Raw genomic sequence first — 20,382 nt, forward strand, 5'->3', positions numbered from 1 at the left:
GACTCCCCACGTGCGGGATCACGGTTGCGCGACAGTTCCGGGATCACACCGGATTCAACCTGCCAACGGCGACACACTACCCCACCGCTAGGCTGGCCTCACCCCTACCCTCGAGGAGTGCGCATGCTGCCCCAGGCCCTGGTCTTCGACATGGACGGCACGTTGACCGACACTGAGGCTGTGTGGGACGTGGTGAGGCGCGGGCTCGCGTCTGACGCCGGCCTTCCGTGGCCCGACGGCGCCACCCAGGCGATGATGGGGATGAGCACCCAGGAGTGGAGCTCCTTCCTGGTGCACACCGTGGGGCTGCCGGTCTCGCCTGAGGATGCGGCCCGGCTCACAGTGGAGGCGATGGCCGAGCATTACCGCGGCGGGATCACGTTGCTGCCAGGCGCAGTTGAATCGGTCCGACGCATGGCCGAGCTCTGCCCTGTGGCGATCGCGAGTTCGTCGCCGCGGCTGCTGATCGACGCGGCGGTGGAGGTGATGGGCCTGAGTGACGTGTTGACGGCCACCGTGTCCACCGAGGAGGTGGAGCGCGGGAAGCCCTCGCCGGACGGCTACCTGCGCGCCTGCGAACTGCTCGGGGCAGATCCCCGGCGCAGTGTCGCCGTCGAGGACGCGCCCAACGGCCTCCTCTCGGCGCTGGCCGCGGGGATGGCCGTGGTGGCCGTCCCCCCGCACTTCCACCCGCCGGCGGCCGAGCTCCTCGCCCGGACGACCGTTCTCGGGAGTCTCGACGAGCTCACCCCCGAGCTCGTCGAGACGCTCATCCCAGCTGCCACGTGACCTGACGGCCGAGCGTGCCGGCGAGTTCCTCAGCTGCGCCGGGGCGGGTGGACGTCTCCAGCCGTGCCTTCATCGCGTCGATCCGCTGGCCGATGCCGAGCCGCTCCGCCGCCGCAGCATTGGTGGGTTCCTCGATGAACTTCGTCATGGCCGCCACCGCGTTGCGTTGGTGCGTCGAGTCCGACTCGCTCTGCGACTCCAACCGGGCGCGGTACCACGCCGAGGACAGCACGTCCTCGCGGTCGAAGAGGCGGCGGAACCGCTCGTCGTGCAGGGTCATCCCGTCGGACTCGCCGGTGGCCATGATCTCCAGTAGCGCCCTGATCGGCGGAACGGCCAGGGCGACCGTGCCGTCGTCGAGGTAGGACTGGGCGACCCGCTTGTGCGTGGTCACGATGGTGCGCACGGAGGCGACGTAGGCCGCCACGTCCTGCAACTCGGGTTGCAGCATGTTCTCCGAGAACACCACGTGGGGGTGCATGAAGATCCGGCCGAAGTACTTGGCCTGGAACTTCGACGTCATGCGGTAGCCGAGCCGGCTGGCCTCGATGAGCTCGCCCTCATGCTCGAAGTCCGGGACCTGCTCGAGCGCACCCTCGGCGATGAGGCATCGGGCGTCTCGCTCCTCGGGCGTCATCCGGGAGAACACCTCCGGCACCAGGAGCGAGATGTCGTGATCGACCCGCACGTTGGGGCCGATCACACCGGCGCTGGAGAGCCAGCCGTCGTAACCGGTCAGCGCGAACGACAGGAACGCGGCGTTGAGGTCGATCACCGAGGGCAGGGCGTTGAACGGACCTTTGGTCATCGCGCCCTCTGAACCGGCCCCCGTCGTCGAAGGCGACTTGCCGGTCATCGACGAGATGAATTCCATGAACAGCTCGGGCAACTCCATGTAGTGGAGCGGGGCGTAGGCGCACAGCGGCGGCACGCCGTCCTCCGCCGCGTTGTTGCGCCGACCCGCCGCCACCACGTCCACGGGGAGACGCAGCGGCTCGGCCATGGCCAGCCTCCGATGGAGCCGTGCCACCATCTCGGCCAGCACCGTCTCCTTGGGACGGGCGATGTCCTGTCGGACCTGAAGGTAGCGCGGGTTCTTGGACCGCGCACCGTTGATCAGCCGCGGGTGCGCCGAGGAGACGAAGTAGCCGGGGACCCCCTCGCCGCCCTTGGCCACTCTCCGGATCAGCTCCTGGATGGGCTTGGAGAAGGTGGAGAACGCGATGGCGTCGTCGACGAGCTCGCGGGCGTCCGCAGTGGTCAACGGCTCGAAGTTGCTGAGGAAGGCGCCGCCGGCGATGTCGAACTCTGCCTGCCTGTCGTAGCCGCGGTGGATCGCATCGTCGGGCCGCTGGAACAGGAGCTGTTCGCAGTTGGTGACGTACTTCCTCGACAGGCCGTCCTCGCGCCCGGCGACCGTGCCTGGGACCACGATGCTGGCGGTGATGTCGTCTTCTGTCTGCACCTTCGCGGCGGGGTGGAAGTCGTGCCTGAGGCCGAACAGGCGCCAAGACCCGTCAGGGGCGAATCCCACGCGCAGCATGTTGACGGTGATCTTGTCGCCGTCGAGGCGCAGCGCGTGCCCCGCCCGTCCGTTGATGCGCCCCACCGAGAAGTGGGGGGCCCACTCGCCGCCCCACTCGGGGCGGTAGAAGCGCTTGACGACGAACACCAGTTCCTTGATGTGGTGTGGGATGGACTCCACCCAGGCGTTGTACTCGTCGGTGTAGTCGGGGCTCGGGGTGAGCAGCTTGATCACGCTGCCCACGGAGCGCTCATCGGACAGGAGCGGGCGGAAATCGGCGGCGGCGGGATCGAGGAAGCGTTGCGAGAAGTCGCGGACCACGATGGCGTCCACCTGGGCCATGTCCTCGACGAAGTCCGCCACGTAGGCGTTGCCGAACACGAACGCGTCCGTGATGGACTTTGAGATCTCGGACTTGCCGCCCCCGGAGACCGTGGCCGGCTTGTGGCACGACGTGGCGATGGGGGAGGTGCCGAGCAGCGTCCACTGGGCGCCGTCGGCCTCGATGTGGGCCAGTTCGACGACGTAGCCGTCGGGGCTGACGTAATAGGTGTCGGCCCGCAGTGCGATCGTGCTCGCAGCTCCGTCTCTGCCCCAGGTGATGGTGCTGTCGCGCAGGGAGAAGGTGGCCAACTCCGGCACGAGCACGATGTGTGGCTGCTCAAGGTCCAGGGCGTGCCCCTCCGGTTGCCGCGCGAAGCGCTCCGGGTTCCGGGCGATGACGTCGTCCAGGCGGTAGGACGGGTCCCCGTAGGTGTGGGTGTAGGTCTGGCCAAGGTTGTAGCGGGGGAAGGTGATGGCGCCGCCCGAATGCTCCTCCTCGACCATGCCGAGGAGGTTGGCCGAATAGCTGATCTGCGCCTTGACCTCCTTCTTGCAGTAGCCGAAGTAGTTGTCCGCGATGACGGTGACGATGACGCCCCGCTCGTCCCTGGCGCAGGCTTTGAACGCGGAGCCGTTGTTGTACAGCTCGTTCTCGTCGCGCCAGCACATCCCGTCGCGGCGCTGGCGTTGGCTGGCGTCGTCGTAGTGGGGGAGCCCCAGTTCCTTCTTGGTGAGCCGGGTGAGGTGCGGGGCCAGGACCACGAGGCCGGTGTGCCCGGTCCACTCGGCGGGGTTGAGCGAGCCGTCGTTCTCCGGCAGGTAGGGGTCGCCGCCGTTGCCGAAGATGCCCTCCACGAAGTCGAGGTTTGCCATCAACGTGGCTGGTGCGATGAAGCGGGTCTCCATCCGGCGTTCGACGGTGTAGCCGGGCACGGCCGGGACGACGATCGGGCGCAGCAGCAGCGAGACCCAGCATTTCGGCTGATCCGGCTGCGCGGCGGTATAGGGCAGCACCATGGCCTCGTCGGGCGGAAGGAACGCCTGCTCCATCAACCGCCCGAAGACACCGCGGGGAACCGCGATCTTGTCGTCCTGAATGGGGAGGCCACCCTCGGCGATGTGGAACACGCCCTTGGTGGTGCGACGGTCGTTGGCCGGGTTGTGCAGGATGCCGTTGACGAGGCGGTAGCTGGTGAGGAGCTCCGAGGTGAACGTGTCACCGTCGACGGGCAGCGACATCTCGCGTGCCAGCCCGGCCTGATCGAGTACCAGGGTCTGTCGCGGCAGGCAGGGCTGGGCCCCGGTTCCGTCGAGGTAGGAATCGAGAAAGTTCTGGATTCGGGTGTCGACGGCGGGTAGCCGGTGGGCGAGGCGCCTGTTGAGTTCGCGTTGCCGCGCCAGGATGGGCCGGACCAGATCCACTGCGCGCCCGGCCGCACCCTCAGAGGGCAGAGGGAGCCCGAGCAGGCCGAGGCGGAGGTTGATAGCTGCGGTGTCCGCGAAAGTCGCCATGGTTCACTATGGACTTCGCACTGGTCCGGACAAAGCGGGGGTCCCCCCTCAAGCGCGATTGACCTCCTTTAGGATGCGGCGGCCCGGTGCACCGACTCGATGGCCTCGACCACCCGGTCGTTGAGTGGGGCGAGGTGGGCGAAGTCCTTCGGCGGATCACCACGGTAGAGGGGCCTGACGCACGTCAACTCCTCGTACAGGTCCTCCTTGGTGAAGTTCGTGCGCCTGGCCAGCATGCGCAACCCGCCGTGTGCCTCACGAAGGTCGTGCAGCCGCCCACGCCACCCCGGGTTGGACAAGGGCGCACCCTCTGAGTCCATGGCCTCGGTCAGGGCGCTGAGCGCCTCGATGAGATCGCTCAGGTAGGGCCGGACGCTCTCCGGGCTGAAGGGCGACAGGATGACCTCGCCGTCGTCGTCGCCGGTGTCGCGCCGCAGCAGCTTGCCGAGAAAACCCATGATGGTCACCCTTCGTCGTCGATTCTCCAACGGTAGCGCCTGGCCGGTGGCCGGCGACGTGGCCGGGCCCGCGAAAGATCAATCGAAGCGGGACTCGCTCTCCGCGTTGGTCAGCCCACCCAGGGAGTCTCCCGGCAGTTCGCTCGAGGTGGGATGGTGCTGATGCCCGCCCGCGTCGGGATCCAGCACGCTGTGTCCTGGGCCGGCATCTGGGTCCAGGATGTCCTGGCTCGGGTGGATCTCAGGGTCGTAGACCTCATCGTCCGGGTGGGTGCTCATCATGGCCTCGCTACTCTTGCTGGGGGATCGACGCTACCCCCAATGCAGACCGCGTGCGGCGGTTTCAGCCCACCCGCGGCCCGGCGGTGGGAGACTGAAGAAGAGAGAGCGGGCGACGAAGCCCGACGGACTGTCGCCCCCCTCACGTTCGCAGTGTGACGAGGAGGCTGAACATGTTCGAGCAGCAGTATCAGAAGATGGCCGAGGCCCCAGGCTTCGTGGCCGCGTTGGATCAGAGCGGCGGCAGCACGCCGCGGACCCTGCAGCGCTACGGCGTTGAGGCGTGGGCCGATGAAGCCGAGATGTTCGAGAAGGTGCACGCGATGCGCTCCCGGATCATGGCGAGTCCCAGCTTCGACGGCGACCGGATCCTCGCCACCATCCTCTTCGCCCAGACCGTGGACCGGGAGGTGGACGGCCGTCCCACGCCGGAATACCTGTGGGAAGCCAAGCACATCGTGCCCATCCTCAAGGTGGACAAGGGCCTGGCGGAGGAGCGCGACGGAGCGCAGCTGATGAAGGACATCGACGGACTCGACGAGCTGCTGGCCGACGCCCTCGGCAAGGGCGTCTTCGGTACGAAGATGCGGTCGGTGGTGCGGGCGCCAGGGGCGGGGGCGGAAGCCGCCGTCGCGCAGCAGCTTTACCTCGGACGCCGCATCCTCGCCGCAGGGCTGGTGCCGATCCTGGAACCGGAGGTGGACATCACCTCACCCCACAAGGCGGAGGCCGAACGGCATGTCCACGATCTGCTCGCGGTGGGTCTGGACGACCTGCCGGAGGGGGAGCGGGTCATGCTGAAGCTCACCCTGCCGGAGCACGACGACCTGTACGCGGACCTGGTGGCGCACCCGCGGGTGCTGCGCGTCTTCGCGCTCTCGGGCGGGTACTCCCGCGCGGAGGCCACGGAGCGCCTGGCCAGGCAACACGGCGTGGTGGCCAGCTTTGCGCGCGCGCTCATGGAGGGACTGAACATCAACCAGTCCGACGAGGAGTTCGACCAGTTGCTGGACAGCTCCATCGCGGAGATCTACGCGGCGTCCATGGCCTGACGAGCCTCTCCTCAGGCGGCTCCGTGGTGACCGAGTTGGCGCCACGCCTCGTAGACGGCGATGGCTGCGGCGTTGGCCAGGTTGAGTGAACGCATTCCGAGCCGCATCGGGATCCGCACGCGCTCGGTGATGCGGGGATCGGCCAACACCTCAGCGGCGAGTCCCGTGGGCTCGGGGCCGAAGAGGAACACGTCCCCGGGTGCGTACGCCACGTCGGTGTAGGCCTTCTCGGCGTGGGCGGTGAAGGCGAACACGCGACCCGGGAGCAGAGCCCCGTAGGCCGCGTCCAGCGAGTCGTGGACGAAGGTTGCGGCCTCGTCACGATAGTCCAGACCCGCGCGGCGCAGCTTGGCGTCGTCCATGTCGAACCCGAGTGGTCGCGCCAGGTGCAGTTCGGCGCCAGTCACGGCCGCCAGCCGCATCGTCGCGCCCGTGTTGTTGGGGATCTGAGGCGCGTGGAAAAGGATGCGCAGCGGCCGGGTCCTGGGGTCTGGCCCGGTCACGGCCGTACCTGCCACTCCTGGAGGGTGAGCGCGTACTCGACGTCGCCGTGCTCGTCCCCCTCGATTCGGACCGGCCAGTCAGCCACGAACCTCCGGACGAAACGAAGCCCTGCCTTCTCCATCACCCGCCTTGACGCGGTGTGCACCGCCATCGTCTGCGCGTACACGCGCCGGGCGCCCAGCTCGGTGAATGCCTTGCTGATGAGCGCCTCCGAGCCCTCTGTTGCGTAGCCCTCACCCCACACGTCGGAGATCAGCCGATAGCCCAGCTCGGGCTCGTCCTCCGGCTCGCCCTCATGGGGCCGAAGATGGAACCAGCCGAGGAACCGGCCCGTGCTCTTCTCCTCCGCGACCCAGAAGCCCCACCTGTCTCCGCGGTCGTAGTAGGCAAGGAATGCTGGTAGATAGTCGGCCTCGATTTCGGCCCGGGGCGTAGGAATGCCTCCCGTGATGAACCGCATCACCGCCGGATCCCCGTCCAAGGCGACGAGGGCGTCCACGTCGTCAGGCGTGAAGCGTCGCAGGACCAGCCGTCGGGTCTCCAGGAATGGGGTCATGCAGGATGCTAACCCACCCCCGTAGCGGACTGGACCGGTCCCCGAGGGGAGCGGTGGGCATCAGGCCGCAGCGAGCGACTTCTGTATCCCCCGCGCGACAACAGCCGCGTCCCGACCGACCCCCATGAGGAGCTGCGACGAGCGGGTCCGCATGAACGGCACTCCGACGAACGACACCCCCGGCACGATCGTGGACCTGCCGTCGACCTGCAGGGGGAGGCCCATCGGGTCAAAGCCCTCCGGGATGTCGATCCAAGCCCGGTAGGACGGCCGGAACCCCGTGGTGAGCAGGACGGAGCCGATCTCGTCCAGGCGGAGATGGTCCAGTTCGTCGTGCGAGTCGAACGGCTCAACATCTGGCATCGAGGGGACGGGCCGACCGCGCTTGATCTGGGACCTGCTGATTGCGTCGCGTAGGTCGGCCCAGCGGGCGTCCCCGAACGCCACGCAGGCGGCGAGGTCTCCGCCGAAGACCACCACCCCGTCCTCGATCCCGGTGACGTGGCCGGCGAGCTCCACCCCCCGCGTCTGGAGCGTGCGGGTGGTGAGGTCGTGCCCGCCGTCGCGTCCGGTCGCCTGGGGGTTGGACATGAACCGGGCCGCCGGGCCACCCGGTACATCGTCGAGGGACTGGTCCATGAAGGCGGTCTCGGCGATCCAGTCGAACGTGTCGCGCCCCTCGATCCGCCGGGGCATCCATGGCGCCCGGCCGCACGCCTGCACGATGCGCCGGCCTGTCGTGATGAGTTCCTCCGCCAGCTGGCAGCCTGTCTGGCCCGATCCGACAACCAGGACGCCGCCAGGAGGGATCGAGTCCGGATTGCGGTACTGCGAGGCGTCCAGCACCGGCACGGGCTGAATCTGGGTGGCCCAGCTCGGCCGGAAGGCGTCCCGCAGGCCACCGGTGGCCACAACGACCTCCCGGGACACGATCGTGTCCCCGCCGCCCGTGGTGAGGGTGAGGCGTCCATCCGGTCCCGGTACCAGGGACGTGATGTTGACGCCCGTCCGGATCGACGCCGCGATGGATGTCGCGTAATCGGCCAGGTACTGCACCACCTCGTCCCGGGTCAGGAAGCCCTCGGGCCGATCGCCGCGGTATTCCCCGCCCGGCAAGGTGTTGCGGCTGTTTGGAGTGACAAGGCAGAACGAGTCCCACCGGGATGCCCAGGAACTGCCCACGGCGTCGGCGCGCTCCAAGAGCACGTGCTCGATCCCCAACCCAGTCAGTTCGTGGCTTGTGGCCAGGCCGGCTTGGCCCGCACCCACGATCACCACCTCTACCTCGTCCCTGCCCATGCCGCACAATAGGCCGCCCCGGGGAGTGAGAACCAGAGCCGGCCTGGGACGTCTTGTGCCAGGCCGCCCGTCTGCACGTCCAATCGTTGCGCAGGGACACTAACGCCCAGCCGATGCCGGCCCCTCACCGGTCACCGGGAGTCGTCGTCCGACTCCCGGTGGCCGTCGGTGTGGGAGCGATCCCGCCGAAAGTATGCAAACCCACGCTGAGGAGCGCGAAGAGTTCTGCCGCGTGTTAGGTTCCGGGCACGGAAGCGGCGGACTGATGAGGATGTTGGTCGGTGTGCAGCCCCACTCACCCACAGTGAAAGGTCACAAGATGCCTGGACGGTCCGCATCATTCGCACCGCTCGCCCTCATCATGAGTATCGCCGTTGCCGCTGCGAGCCTGGGCTTCGTGGCGTTCACCCCGTCGGCGGTCGCCTCGCCCAACTGGCAGGTCACGTTCCGGGATGACTTCAGCGGCACTGGCCTGCCGAACCCCAACGACTGGCAGCTGACCCTGGGCACGTCCTACCCCGGTGGGCCGGAGAACTTCGGCACCGGGGAGATCCAGACGATGACCGACCATCCCAGCAATGTCGACGTGCGCAACGGCAATCTGTACATCACGCCTCAGCGCGACACGGCTGGAGCGTGGACGTCGGCGAGGGTCGAATCGGTGCGCGCGGACTTCAAACCGCCCACCAACGGTGTGATGCACGTGGAGAGCCGCTTGCAGATGCCCAATGTCACGGGGCTGGAGGCCAGGGGGTACTGGCCGGCGTTCTGGATGCTCGGCGCACCGTACCGAGCGGACAGATGGTCGTGGCCGAGCATCGGCGAGATCGACATCATGGAGAACGTGCAGGGCCTGAACTGGACCTACAACGTGCTTCACTGCGGGGAGTGGGGCAAGGCCCCGTGTAACGAGCCCGAGGGAATCAACAACGGCGACGCGAACAACAACGGGGCTCCCTGCCTGGTAACCACGTGCCAGGCGGGCTTCCACACCTACGGGTTCGAATGGGACGCCTCCGGCGCGGTGGACCAGATGCGTTGGTACCTCGACGGTGAGGAGACCTTCGCGGTCGACGAGACCGACGTCACTCCGACGATCTGGACACAGATCTCCCAGCACGCCGGGTACTTCATCATTCTGAATGTGGCGATGGGTGGGGCCTTCCCCAACAAGCTCAACCCCGGCGAGGCCGGCCCGCTCCCCACCACCAAGCCCGGCGTCCCGATGGTTGTCGACTACGTCGAGGTCAAGTACGCCAGTGGTGAGGGCGAACCGAGCGCCACTCCCACTGCACTGCCGACCACCACGCCACCAGCGCCCAGCGCCTCCCCGTCCGTCACGAGCTCACCCACCGCCACGCCGTCCGTCACGATCCCCACCGACGGCGGACCGTCCAACCTGCGGGTCACGGGCACGACAGGCAGCAGCATCACCCTTGGGTGGGACGGTCCCGCGGTCAGCTACGACATCCTGCGCTCGGGCCAGCGAATCGCCAGCGTCACGGGGCGCACCTTCACCGACATCGGTCTGTTGCCCAACACCCCCTACCTGTATTCGGTGCGTGCCGGTGGCATCACCACTCCCGTCCTCACCGCGACCCTGGCCTCGCAGCCCGGGACGACCGCCACTCCCACGGCCACCGCCACTCCCACGGCCACCGCCACTCCCACGGCCACCGCCACTCCATCGCCGACATCGCCCCCGACGGGCAGTACTCCCAGCAATCTTCGACTCGTCGGCACGACGCCGAACACAGTGACGATCGCGTGGGACGGCAGCGTCGGGGCCGAGTACCAGATCCTGCGGTCGGGGATCCAGATCGCGACGTCGACCAACCCGTCATTCACCGACGCGGGCCTCATGCGCGCAACCCCCTATCTGTATTCGGTTCGTGCGGGCGGTGTGACGACGCCAGTGCTGACCGCAGTCATTCCGTAAGAGGCTACGCATCCTCTGACGGCGCATCGCGTGATCTCCGCCCATTTCCAGAGTCCTGATCAGGGCTGGTCGGCGACCGGGATCGCGACGCCGGCGTCTGGGGGCGGTGGTCTGTTCGGACGGTTCGGCCCTCGTGGTGCCCTCGTCGCCGGCCTGGGGGGCGGCCTGGGGTGGATGGTGTACCTGCTGTTGTTGCCGCTCGTCGGCGGCGACTATGCGGTCGCGGCGGGGGGTGCGGCCGCCGTCGTGGCCGTGTTCGCCCATCCCGTCGGGCGATGGATGCGCCTGCCGGCCATCGCGATTGTGACCGTCGGCATCGTGCCCCTCATGCCCGGCCTCATCCTTTACCGCGGCCTGTTCCACCTCGTCGTCGGGATGCCGGCAGTGGAGCCCGGCGACACGGCCGGTGAGCTGTTCCTGCTCGCTGCGGTGACCGGCATCATGCTGGCCCTCGGCAGCTCCGTCGGCTCCACCCTCGGCCGGCAACTCGCCCAACCGACCGGACAGCTGGCACGGCTGGCGTTGCGGGCCTCCCTGCGCCGAGGTCAGCAGGGTCGTACCTGACAGGCGTCTGTCCGCAGCGGCGCGTGGGTCTCGAATGGGACGAGGCACGCGGCGCCGTCCACCACCCGAGTGGACCCGTGAAGGAGGAGGGCTGCCGCGGCGTCGGACGTGTTGACCTTCGAACGCCGTGTCACCGCGGTCGTGAGCGAAGATGGTCGCATGGACACGCAGTCCTTCTACGACAGCCTGGCCTCTACCTACCACTACCTGTATCGAGACTGGGAAGAGGAGCTCGTTTCACAGGCGAAGGCGCTCGATGGCATGCTCGGGATACCATCGCCCGGCGCGACCATCGCCGACACCGCCTGTGGCATCGGAACGCAGCTCCTCGGTTTGGCGAATCTCGGCTACCAGGTGTTCGGCAGCGATATCAGCCTGGCAGCCATCGTCCGAGCACGACGTGAAGCCACCACCCGAGGCGTGAGGGTGGAACTCGCCGTCGCGGACATGCGTGCGCTGCCTTGGGAACACCGGAGCATGGATGCAGCGATCTGCGCCGACAACGCCCTGCCACACCTGCTCACCGACGACGACGTCATTCAAGCCTTCACTGAACTTGCCCGAGTCCTTCGACCCGGCGCCTGCGCACTGGTCACCACCCGCGACTACGACGCTGTCCTGAAAGACCGCCCCACCAGCACACCGCCCCAAATCACCGACGTGCTCGGAGCCGGGCGTCGCGTGGTGAGCTTCCAACGGTGGTCATGGAGGGACAACACCGACATCTACGACCTCGAGCACTTCCAGCTGATGGAGCACGACCGCTCCTGGACCACGCGACGTCGAACAGCGACCTACCGGGCCTACACCCAGGAGCACCTGGCCACCCTGGCCCGACGGGCGGGCATGTCCCAAGCCACTTGGGTATCGCCCGAGGAGTCCGGCTACTTCCAGCCCGCGATGATAGTGACACCTGCATCCCGGAATGCGCCCGGCTGAGTGGTGGGCTGTCGGGGCGTTTCCCCGGCCTCACGCGTCGCCGTCGGTGATGGCGGCGATGGGTTCATGATCGCGGGCGGGGAACATCAGTGAATCGCTCTGAGGTTGTGGGAGACTCCTGGTCTTGGAAACGAGGATGGAGTCATGCCGAGGGAACAGGCGCCGGGAAAGCCGACGACGCGACATCGCCGTGATCACCGTTGGGCCGGTGTTGGTCGCCGCCGGTGCCTGGGGGAGGGCGCGACAGGAGCTAGCGCCAGGTTGACAGCCACATGCGCGCCAGCCAGTCCGCATGGGTGAGTTTCTGTCCTGTCAGTACCGGCCAGAACCAGGCGAGGAGCACAATCGACGTCACCAGTAGGGCGACACCGAGGCTTCGGGCAAGTCGATATCGGACAGTCGCCTTGCGGCGTCCTTCGAACCGATGAAGCCCCACCACGATGCACAGCACGACCCACGGGACGAACACCACGGAGTAGAACGAGTAGATGGTTCGCTCACCGACGAGCAGCCACGGTACGTAGCCTGCCAAGATCCCCGAAAGGCTCGCCCCGAGGGTCCAGTCGGGTTGAAACCACAGGGGCGAACGCCATTGGCGACCGACGATCCAGAGAACCAACAACGCCACGACTGCGATCGCCCCTGCGTACCAAATAGACAGGGTGCCCAGCGAGGTCACCATCTCCATACACGGCCCGCCGCCACCGGCGGCGCAGCCCGGCGCGCCTTCCGTTGTCTGGCGAAGAAAGAACAGCGTCGGTCGTTCCTGGAAGAACCAACCAATCGGGTTGGTTGCATAAGGGTGCTCCGTGCTCAGACTCGTCGCAACTCTCCACATTTCCTCGTGATAGTGGATGAGTGAACGCAGGGCATTGGGCATGAGAGACTCGATCCCGACCGCTGGATGCTCATCTGCCCATTGCCGGCCCCACCCGAGAGACGACGCGAACCAACCGCTCCAACTCAGCAGGTAGACCAGCAGGGCAGACCCAACGATCGACACGAACGCCGGCACCGCGTCGCGACTCAGCGTTCCCGCGCACCACCTGCTGATGCCTGCGCGCCTTCGAGCATTCATGTCCCACAGCACGGTCATGATTCCGAAGGTCGCGATGAAGGGAAGGGCGGACCATTTTGTCGCCACGGCCATGCCGAGGACGACGCCGGCGCCCACTCGCCACCAGCGGCCCTCAACATAGGGTCCGAGGGCGGACGCCGACCTCCCCCCCTCCAGCGCGATCGCCCAGGCCAGTTTCTCCCGGGCAGCGAAACGATCAGCTACCAGACACGCAAAACCGCCCAGAACGAATAGCATCAAGAAGATATCGAGGATCCCCGTGCGCGACACCACGACATGTGTTCCCTCAACCGCCAGAAGGAGTGCTGCAAGCGTTCCGTAGTACGCAGATCCAGTCAGCCTGCGAGCCAAGCGACCGACGATCAGGATGGAGACCATGCCAGCGATGACCGCCGCGGCTCTCCAACTGTAGGAATTCTGCGCACCCAAGACGAACTCGCCCATCGCAATGAGCCATTTGCCTAGTGGCGGGTGCACCACCAGGTCGCCGGCAGACGTGAAGACGTCAAGAGTTCCTGCTTCGAACATCGCATTGGGCGTCGTTCCCTCGAGCGCGGGATCGACATACAGCTCGACCCCGTATTGAGTCATCGAGTACGCCTGCTTGACATAGTAGGACTCGTCGAAAACCAAAGATGCGGGAGTCCCGACGTTCCACACCCGAACAAGGCCGCCGACGAGCATCGCAACGACCGGCCCCCACCAGTCCAACCAACTCGAGGCCGGACTGGGACCATTGAGTCGCGTGCTCACCCTTGCCGAGACCCCTGGATCAGGCCGCTCGACAGCTTGGGTTTCAGCCATCAGCGGTTCCGCCGCCTACAGGCACCGCCGTGACGATGACGTTACTTTCATAGTGACGCCCTTCCGGGGTGTTGACTATGTCGCCACCACAGGTCACCACGACCAACCTGGGGTCTCCCAGGCGACTGAACAGTGAACGGGGCAGTGCTTCTCTCGAGAGCAACTGCAGGCCGACGACTCGATACTCGTGTAGGCGCCCGGTCGCGTCCGTCACCCAAATGGTCGCCCCCTCGTTGATCTCCGCGAGATGGAAGAGCGCACCGCGACCCAAGGAATAGCTGTTCACGTGGCCGGCCACCAGCACTGTGCCCTGCGGATCGCCGGGGTAGCTCCCGTCCTTGAAGAGGGTCAGGCGTTCCGGCTCCGGGAGCACGAGTTGATTGTCCTCAACGCCCAGGACATCGAGGGGAGCCGTGATTCCAAGGGACGGGATGCTCAGCGCGTGTGGGTCGAGTTGCGGCACGACGACCGCTCCGGTGGAAGCCTGGGGCGGGACTGCCATCGGCGTTGACGCGCTGACCTCGGCGTCGGCGACCGGAACCTCGGTGCCAACGACCGGGCCGTATGCGCGGGTGGGAAGTGGAGCCGACTCCTGCGAGAGATAGATGAACATGCCCGATCCACCCAGGAGCGCCCCCGAAACGACAAGGAACAGCCCGAGCAGAAGACTCGGCAGAGTCCCTAGCGGACGTCGCGAGTTACGCTCTCTCAATTCTCGGGTCGTTCTTCCGGAGGTGCATCGGACGATGGTGGCGTCATGCGGGCGGCATGACGTCCGGCGGATGGGGTTTGGTGGGTGGCGCGACGGACGATGAGCCACCAGTAGGCCCCCCCAGCCACCAGGAGGAGCGCCAACCCGGCCACGATCCAAGACAGGACTCCGCCCGAACTTGCCCCGGGAGTGGCAGCCGGCTGTGCGCCCGGCGTGACGGTCCCCACCGTGACCAGCTCACCGTTTGCGTTCTCGCTCACCAGGATCGTCGGCGTCACTGTCACTGTGCCGAGCGTGACCTCCTGTCCGTTCGGAGCCTTCCTGACGAGGATCGTCGGGGTGACGGTAACGGTAATGGTGGCGCCGGCGCCTGCCGCGGGGTCCGTCTCCTGGGGGGTGGGCTCCGCGCTGGCTACGGAAGCGCCGAGCATCATCAGGACGCCCACCACTGCCATCAACGCCGACCACGCCTGGAGGTGCGTTTTGCTCACTGAATCCCCTTTTCCCACCGATGTGCGCAGCCTTGGTGTCTCACCTTCTTGGGGGGAGCGGCGGGCGACGCCTCCACTCCCCCCAAGAAGTCAAGTGATGTTATGTGTGCTTGCGCCTACGGAAGAAGATGATCAGCCCAGCCAGCAGACCCAAGAGACCTGCGAAGCCGGCAACGAGCGCGCCGCTCAGATTGACCTGGGCGCCCCCGCCGGAGTTGATCGAGATCAAGCCATCAGTACTCTGGCCCGTGCTGACTCCGACCGTCTTGGTCACCGTGGTCGCCGCACCGCCCGAGTTTGTCTGGGTCTGCGTCAGTGTCTGAACGATCGTGTTGGATTCGGTCTCCGTCACGGTGGTTGCAGGGAGAGTGACGGTGGACGTTGCCATCACAGTCTGCGTCTCGGTTTCCGTCATAGCCGGCAAGGTAGCCGTCTCTATGCCCGCCGTCTCAGTCACGGTCTGCGTCACCGCAGGAGCGGTCACCGTCGCCGTCTCAGTCGTCGTGTCGGTCACCGTCGACGTTGATCCCGCCAGGGTCTCAGTCACCGTGGAACCCGCCAGGGTCTCTGTCAGCGTGGAACCAGCCAGGGTCTCAGTCACGGTCTGCGTCACCGCAAGAGCGGTCACCGTCGCCGTCTCAGTCGTCGTGTCGGTCACCGTCGACGTTGATCCCGCCAGGGTCTCTGTCAGCGTGTAACCCGCCAAGGTCTCAGTCACGGTCTGCGTCACCGGCGCGGCGGTCTCCGTCACCGTGTTGGTCACCGTCGAGGTGGACCCCGCCAGGGTCTCAGTCACGGTCTGCGTCACCGGCGCGGCGGTCTCCGTCACCGTGTTGGTCACCGTCGAGGTGGACCCCGCCAGCGTCTCAGTCAGCGTCTGCGTCACCGGCGCAGCGGTCTCCGTCACCGTGTTGGTCACCGTCGAAGTGGAACCCGGCAGGGTCTCTGTCACCGTGGAACTCGGCAACGTCTCTGTCACCGTCTGCGTCACCGCGGGAGCGGTCACCGTCTGCGTCACCGCAGGAGCGGTCACCGTCTGCGTGACCGTCGAAGTGGTGGCGCATTCGGACGCGACGATGAGGTTGTTGTCCAGCGTTACCGCACCGTTCCTGGCCAGCAGACGACCGTCGACGGTGGCGCCTGTGTTGGCTGTGATCGAGGTCAGGGCCATGACGGTCCCCGCGAAGGTGGTGTTTGTGCCGAGCGTTGCCGAACTGCCCACCTGCCAGAACACGTTGCATGCCTGGGCGCCATTGACCAAGGCCACCCTGCTACCCGTGCCGGTGATGAGGGTGCTGCCCGCCTGGAAGATGAAGACCGCGTTGGGGTCCCCTTCCGCGTCAAGGGTCACGGTTCCGGTAAGACCCATCTCGGTTTCGGCAGTGTAGACCCCCGCCAACAGGTTTCGTGTCCCCAGCAACGCTCCGTCGGCACCCTCAGGTCTACCGGCGGCATCGTCGTAGGCGATGACCAGGTCAGCCTGTGCTCCCGCGGCGGCGGCTCCCGTGTAGGTCGTCCCGTTGATGACCGTGCCGGGCGGAAAGCCGGTGATCGCGATCCCCGGGGAGACCCCGAGGTCGCCGGAGAGCACGGAATCGCCGGTGTTCGACACCAGGGTGCCGCCCAGCACGGCGAAGGTGTTGGTCGTTCCCAAGCTGATCGGAGCCTCGGCGGCCGACGCTGAAAGCCCACCGGCCGCGAAGGCCATGAGAGCAACGACCACTGGTAAGGCAACGGCCCACGCGCGAACGCGGCGCCGCCGGTGCTTGGGGGAGGGTGAGAGATGAGTGTTGATACGTAGGGCCATGGTGCCCTCTCCGTGATAGGCGAATCGATGGGGAGAGGTCACCGGCGATTCCAGTTTCCTCATTGGGCCTATATCGGTCCGACCTACCCCTGATTCGCACCTTACACCACATGCTCGCGATAACCGCCTCCAAGAATTGAATGTGTTTATGGCTGTGCCGCGATCTGATCAATTGTCCGCGGTAGGAGAGGAGAAAATGGTGGCCACGTGGCTCTGACTAGCGATGATAATGATACTATTGATCCGTCAACCATAAACCAGACCGGGATTCGTAGCCGAAAGTTAACTGCCTCATCTTTGATCCTCGCGAAGTGAAAGTGGGAATTCAAACATCATGACTGCCGAAGAACAGCCGGTGTCTAGGGGCTTGAAGTTGAGACATGTTTCCGGTTGCGGTCTATCCGGCCGATAATCTGGTCGGGGGGTTTTGGTCCACGTGAAATGGTTGTTTGCGTTGGTTCCATTCTTTGATGAAGGCGCGGATCTTGCCCGAGAGATCGCGGACCGAGGTGAAGGTCCCGCGCCGGATGGCTTGGCTTCCGATGATCCCGAACCAGACATCGACCGGGTTCAGCCACGAGCCGGAGGTCGGGGTGGCGGAGCTCCAGTGGACCGACAGGATGACGGACTCGGGCTCACGGGCGCGGTCAGGGGCGCCGGCTCCTCTCGGGGTGCAGGGTGTCGATTCGATGAGCTCCGCCACGACGGCGTCGTCGAAGGCGGAGACGAGCAGTTCGTAGGCCTTGCCGCCCTGGGGTCGGGTCCTGCTGGGAGGGTCGCTCCAACGCCAGGTGTCCACGTCGGCGCTTCACGTTGCCCCAGTCGTGCGATTTGGTGCGAGCAACGTGCTCCAGATTGACGGAGGGTGGCGGGACCTAGAAAGAATAAAACCCCCAGTCAGAGCGGCTCTTGCCGGTTCAACTGGGGGTTTTGATCTGTGTCCGAGAGAGGACTTGAACCTCCCGGCCGGGGGATGATGTTGGCCCTCTGACGAGGGCTCATGACAGGAGTTCGTCACATTCGTCACCTTGTCGTGGGGAGTACGTGGGGAACCGAGGTTCGGTGGCACCGAGTTGGCATGGCCTTCGGCGCCGCCCTCTCGAGAATATCGCGGGGCTTGACACCACTCCAGCAGCAGCTGGGTTTGGGCAACCGCGCACCACCTTCGAAGTCAGCAGATCGTGGTTCAGACGGAGTGCGTGCCATCGTCGTCGTCGAGTCATCTCCTGTGTAGCTCGCGTGTGTCACGGAGGGGCGCGCTCGGGTCGGCTGGGAACGCCTGTCAACGTGGACGTCCTCCGCACTCGGCACCCACTCGGCACCGCCGTCCAGCGATCGATCCGCGAGCCTCGCGAGGGCTGGGGAGCCCGGGGGTCGGCCGTCTGCCTCCCTCTTTCATGACGCGATTGGAGCAACCTTCTGGGCTGAGCCTCGCGTTGGGCCGGGTGGGGGCGTGGCTGTTGGCCGGCTGGCGCTGCCGGTCTGCGGCTCTCCAGGGTCCTTGGGTGGTGTGGGTGGTTGGGGTCAGGCTGGTGGTGGGATCGCGGCGTTGCGGGCGAACGCGGCCACGATCTGCGCGACCCAGGGCCAGGTCTTGGGTAGGCGCAGCCGTCGCCGTCTGACGCCGTGAACGAGTCGGGTCGGGACGTTGAGCAGCCGATAACGCAGAGCTTTCGGTTCGGCCTTGGCCAGGGCACCGTAGAGGGCCAGGAGTTTGAGCCAGGCCCCGAGGCCGGCGGCGATCATCGTGAGGGCCAGCCATGATTCTGGCCTGGGACGGTTCCCCTCCCGCGAGTTCGGCATCAACCGGACCTGTCAGCCTCTTCGGACAAGGACAGCTGCGCCCCCGGATGCGGCCGTTCGCGGCGCAGGATCACCCGCCCTGGCTGCCAGCCGGTCAGGTCTAGCAGGCCGGTGACCTCGGCGCCCTCCCGCCGTCGCGGGCCTCACCATCAGCGGTGAGCGCCAAGCCAACACCGGCCGCTGGGCCCCCTGCCAAGCAGTCGGTCGCTGATTCTAGCCGGGCCCCAAGGGCACTTCGGCAAGCCCGTTCGCGTTGACCAAGTAGAACCATGGCCCGTCGGGTCGTGACTCGACCACTTCCTCAATGGCCTCCCAGTGCCTGACGAACCGACCTAGCCAGTCCCATGTCGAGAGATCTCGGGCGCCACCGACGCGAAAGACCCTGAGTCCTTGTTCACGCAGCACCTCGCGTTCGCCAGGGCGGGACCGAATGCGCTTGTCGCGACCAATCACGACGAGTCCGCGCTGCGCGACCGCCGCCATCCAGTCCGGATCTGGAGTGCCGAGTGGGCACTCAGGAACCAGTCGGTGCCCGGCATGTATCACGTCCTTGCGTGCTGCTTCTAGAGCCTTCCCGAGGCCGAGGGCGCTCTCGTCGACGTAGAACCGGACCATCGGCGCGACAGCTGGCATGCCTAGTGCCCCATTCTACCTAGCCGGCGCGCTTGAGTTCGTAGCGGAGGGCGGCCTCGACTTGGGAGCGCTCTAGTTCGTAGGACTCTGCAATCGACTCGATCGGCTCTCCGGCCTGCACTAGCTCGCGGATGACGCCTGTTGTCACACCCCTGCCCCTTATCACCGGGTCACCAAACCCGCGTTCCGGGTCAATCTCGATTTCGGGATTCCCTTCGTCCGGCACGATGCTCACCGGCGTGGAATCGACATCCTGGCCTGACCACCGGACGGAGCTACGGAACCGCGAAGCCCTTGGGCTCCAGTCGAACATGTGCTGCCCCGAGCGCACTACAACAAGGCTGAGCCTGTCGCTCAGTTGGACGTCATCCTGAACTTGGGCCACCAGCTCACGGCCTTCGGCGGCCAGCCAGAGCTGTGCCGACGCCAGGGGGTATCGCGATCCTGTCAGCTCTCGAAGCCGTTCGACTGCCGGGCGCATCCTCTGTAGCGTCACTCCAGCGTCGCGGTACTCCGAGAGGAATCGGCACTCGACGAGTTCGCCCCAAGTGGCCACGTCATCGCCTGTGTGCTCGGGGCGAACCACCGGCTGGTAGAAACGCCCGGCGCGCTCGTAGCCGTCGATCCAGCGCTCGGACGTACCGTGGTGAAGGCCGAGGACGCGGTCGATCTGCGGGAATGAGTACACCCGCCGATCGAGAAGGTTCACCACGTCGCCCATAGCCGCATCATGCCAGTGTGAACCGACAGTTGCTGCATCCACGCGCCGAAACGGCCTGTCCGGGTTAGAGGCGCCGCGCTCTCGATCGTGGTCCTGCAAGGTTATAGCCGGGCCGTTGAGCACAGCTGCACCGGAGAACATCCTGCGCCTTGCTCGATGACGGGATGTCGTGTTCGTCGACGCCGATCACCCTGACGTGCTCGAACCGGGTCGGATCATCAATCAGGGCGCGCTGGCCCTCGGCCAGGACGGCCGTGTTGGCGGTGTTCCACGACACCGCCAACCTCTCGGCGATCCGAGCCACCGTGAGGTGGCAGACCACCAGGCCGGTCAATGCCCACCGCAATGCGGCCCTCGACAGTCTCGAACGGGGCGCGGCGGCCTTGCTCATGTCCTGGCGCCACACGTGGACGCACTCACCGCATCGGTAGCGGCGCACGGTCAACTCCAGCACCGTGAGCCGCCAACCGAACGGCTCGTGGGTCAAGCGTCGGGTCACCGAATCTCGGGGGATCCCCTCGCACCCACCTCTGCGACACCACTGATCATCGCCCCACGACCCGGCAGGTCAGCACGGCTCCATGCGCCTCGGC

At 66.5% G+C, this 20,382-nt stretch carries 19 protein-coding genes and 1 pseudogene; 5 read left to right on the forward strand and 15 right to left on the reverse strand.

The features are described 5' to 3' along the window. The first annotated feature begins 123 nt into the window (after window positions 1-123). Complete coding sequence (locus H5399_RS14215) at window positions 124-789, forward strand: HAD family phosphatase (RefSeq protein WP_182783777.1); 666 nt, start codon at window positions 124-126, stop codon at window positions 787-789. Here H5399_RS14215 and H5399_RS14220 read toward each other — a convergent pair. From H5399_RS14220 to H5399_RS14230, 3 genes are all read right to left on the reverse strand, one after another. Continuing rightward, window positions 770-4,150, reverse strand: a complete 3,381-nt coding sequence (locus H5399_RS14220) for a hypothetical protein (protein ID WP_182783779.1) — start codon at window positions 4,148-4,150, stop codon at window positions 770-772. The genes H5399_RS14215 and H5399_RS14220 overlap by 20 nt on opposite strands. A 68-nt stretch (window positions 4,151-4,218) precedes the next feature. Beyond that, the gene (locus tag H5399_RS14225) at window positions 4,219-4,608 is read right to left on the reverse strand and encodes a hypothetical protein (protein ID WP_182783781.1); all 390 of its coding nucleotides are present in this window, start codon (window positions 4,606-4,608) and stop codon (window positions 4,219-4,221) included. Between the two features lie 78 nt (window positions 4,609-4,686). Next, window positions 4,687-4,890 (reverse strand): hypothetical protein, encoded by a 204-nt coding sequence (locus H5399_RS14230; protein WP_182783783.1) that lies wholly within the window; start codon window positions 4,888-4,890, stop codon window positions 4,687-4,689. Window positions 4,891-5,060: 170 nt separating this feature from the next. On the opposite strand from H5399_RS14230, the gene H5399_RS14235 reads away from it, so the two are divergent. Then, window positions 5,061-5,939 carry a fructose bisphosphate aldolase gene (locus H5399_RS14235; RefSeq protein ID WP_182783784.1) on the forward strand — a complete coding sequence of 293 codons (879 nt, stop codon included), beginning with the start codon at window positions 5,061-5,063 and terminating at the stop codon, window positions 5,937-5,939. Between the two features lie 11 nt (window positions 5,940-5,950). On the opposite strand, the gene H5399_RS14240 is transcribed toward H5399_RS14235, so the two are convergent. The 3 genes from H5399_RS14240 to H5399_RS14250 are packed head-to-tail and all read right to left on the reverse strand — an operon-like array spanning window position 5,951 to window position 8,298. Continuing rightward, window positions 5,951-6,442: a tRNA (cytidine(34)-2'-O)-methyltransferase gene (locus tag H5399_RS14240; protein WP_370585783.1), complete on the reverse strand. Its 492-nt coding sequence runs from the start codon at window positions 6,440-6,442 to the stop codon at window positions 5,951-5,953. After that, window positions 6,439-6,999: a GNAT family N-acetyltransferase gene (locus H5399_RS14245; protein ID WP_182783786.1), complete on the reverse strand. Its 561-nt coding sequence runs from the start codon at window positions 6,997-6,999 to the stop codon at window positions 6,439-6,441. Before H5399_RS14245 ends, H5399_RS14240 begins: the two co-directional genes overlap by 4 nt. 60 nt (window positions 7,000-7,059) lie before the next feature. Continuing rightward, window positions 7,060-8,298 carry an NAD(P)/FAD-dependent oxidoreductase gene (locus tag H5399_RS14250; protein ID WP_182783788.1) on the reverse strand — a complete coding sequence of 413 codons (1,239 nt, stop codon included), beginning with the start codon at window positions 8,296-8,298 and terminating at the stop codon, window positions 7,060-7,062. 361 nt (window positions 8,299-8,659) lie between these two features. Here H5399_RS14250 and H5399_RS14255 point away from each other — a divergent pair, with 361 nt between their 5' ends. The 3 genes from H5399_RS14255 (at window position 8,660) to H5399_RS14265 (ending at window position 11,740) form a co-directional block, all read left to right on the forward strand. Next, a complete protein-coding gene (locus tag H5399_RS14255; RefSeq protein WP_182783790.1) occupies window positions 8,660-10,237 on the forward strand; it encodes a family 16 glycosylhydrolase in 1,578 nt (525 codons plus the stop codon). Between the two features lie 30 nt (window positions 10,238-10,267). Continuing rightward, window positions 10,268-10,801 carry a threonine/serine exporter family protein gene (locus H5399_RS14260; protein WP_182783792.1) on the forward strand — a complete coding sequence of 178 codons (534 nt, stop codon included), beginning with the start codon at window positions 10,268-10,270 and terminating at the stop codon, window positions 10,799-10,801. Between the two features lie 159 nt (window positions 10,802-10,960). Beyond that, window positions 10,961-11,740 carry a class I SAM-dependent methyltransferase gene (locus H5399_RS14265; protein WP_182783794.1) on the forward strand — a complete coding sequence of 260 codons (780 nt, stop codon included), beginning with the start codon at window positions 10,961-10,963 and terminating at the stop codon, window positions 11,738-11,740. A gap of 250 nt (window positions 11,741-11,990) precedes the next feature. Here H5399_RS14265 and H5399_RS14270 read toward each other — a convergent pair whose 3' ends face one another. From H5399_RS14270 to H5399_RS14310, 9 genes and pseudogenes are all read right to left on the reverse strand, one after another. After that, complete coding sequence (locus tag H5399_RS14270) at window positions 11,991-13,622, reverse strand: dolichyl-phosphate-mannose--protein mannosyltransferase (RefSeq protein WP_182783796.1); 1,632 nt, start codon at window positions 13,620-13,622, stop codon at window positions 11,991-11,993. Beyond that, the gene (locus tag H5399_RS14275) at window positions 13,615-14,235 is read right to left on the reverse strand and encodes a class F sortase (RefSeq protein WP_182783798.1); all 621 of its coding nucleotides are present in this window, start codon (window positions 14,233-14,235) and stop codon (window positions 13,615-13,617) included. Before H5399_RS14275 ends, H5399_RS14270 begins: the two co-directional genes overlap by 8 nt. Before the next feature lie 95 nt (window positions 14,236-14,330). Further along, window positions 14,331-14,825 (reverse strand): hypothetical protein, encoded by a 495-nt coding sequence (locus H5399_RS14280; protein ID WP_182783800.1) that lies wholly within the window; start codon window positions 14,823-14,825, stop codon window positions 14,331-14,333. A 100-nt stretch (window positions 14,826-14,925) separates the two neighbouring features. After that, complete coding sequence (locus H5399_RS14285; protein WP_220491022.1) at window positions 14,926-16,479, reverse strand: ice-binding family protein; 1,554 nt, start codon at window positions 16,477-16,479, stop codon at window positions 14,926-14,928. Between the two features lie 550 nt (window positions 16,480-17,029). Then, a complete protein-coding gene (locus H5399_RS18630; RefSeq protein ID WP_182783804.1) occupies window positions 17,030-17,431 on the reverse strand; it encodes a hypothetical protein in 402 nt (133 codons plus the stop codon). 725 nt (window positions 17,432-18,156) lie between these two features. Continuing rightward, complete coding sequence (locus H5399_RS14295) at window positions 18,157-18,435, reverse strand: transposase (protein ID WP_182783806.1); 279 nt, start codon at window positions 18,433-18,435, stop codon at window positions 18,157-18,159. Window positions 18,436-18,648: 213 nt separating this feature from the next. Further along, window positions 18,649-19,068 carry a hypothetical protein gene (locus H5399_RS14300; protein ID WP_182783808.1) on the reverse strand — a complete coding sequence of 140 codons (420 nt, stop codon included), beginning with the start codon at window positions 19,066-19,068 and terminating at the stop codon, window positions 18,649-18,651. Between the two features lie 19 nt (window positions 19,069-19,087). After that, the gene (locus H5399_RS14305) at window positions 19,088-19,789 is read right to left on the reverse strand and encodes a DUF433 domain-containing protein (protein ID WP_182783810.1); all 702 of its coding nucleotides are present in this window, start codon (window positions 19,787-19,789) and stop codon (window positions 19,088-19,090) included. Window positions 19,790-19,958: 169 nt separating this feature from the next. After that, window positions 19,959-20,373, reverse strand: a pseudogene (locus H5399_RS14310) (ISL3 family transposase); the annotation flags it as partial. Window positions 20,374-20,382: the final 9 nt, after the last annotated feature.

Origin of the sequence: Tessaracoccus sp. MC1627, from assembly GCF_014164725.1 — a bacterium.
GTDB lineage: Bacteria > Actinomycetota > Actinomycetes > Propionibacteriales > Propionibacteriaceae > Arachnia.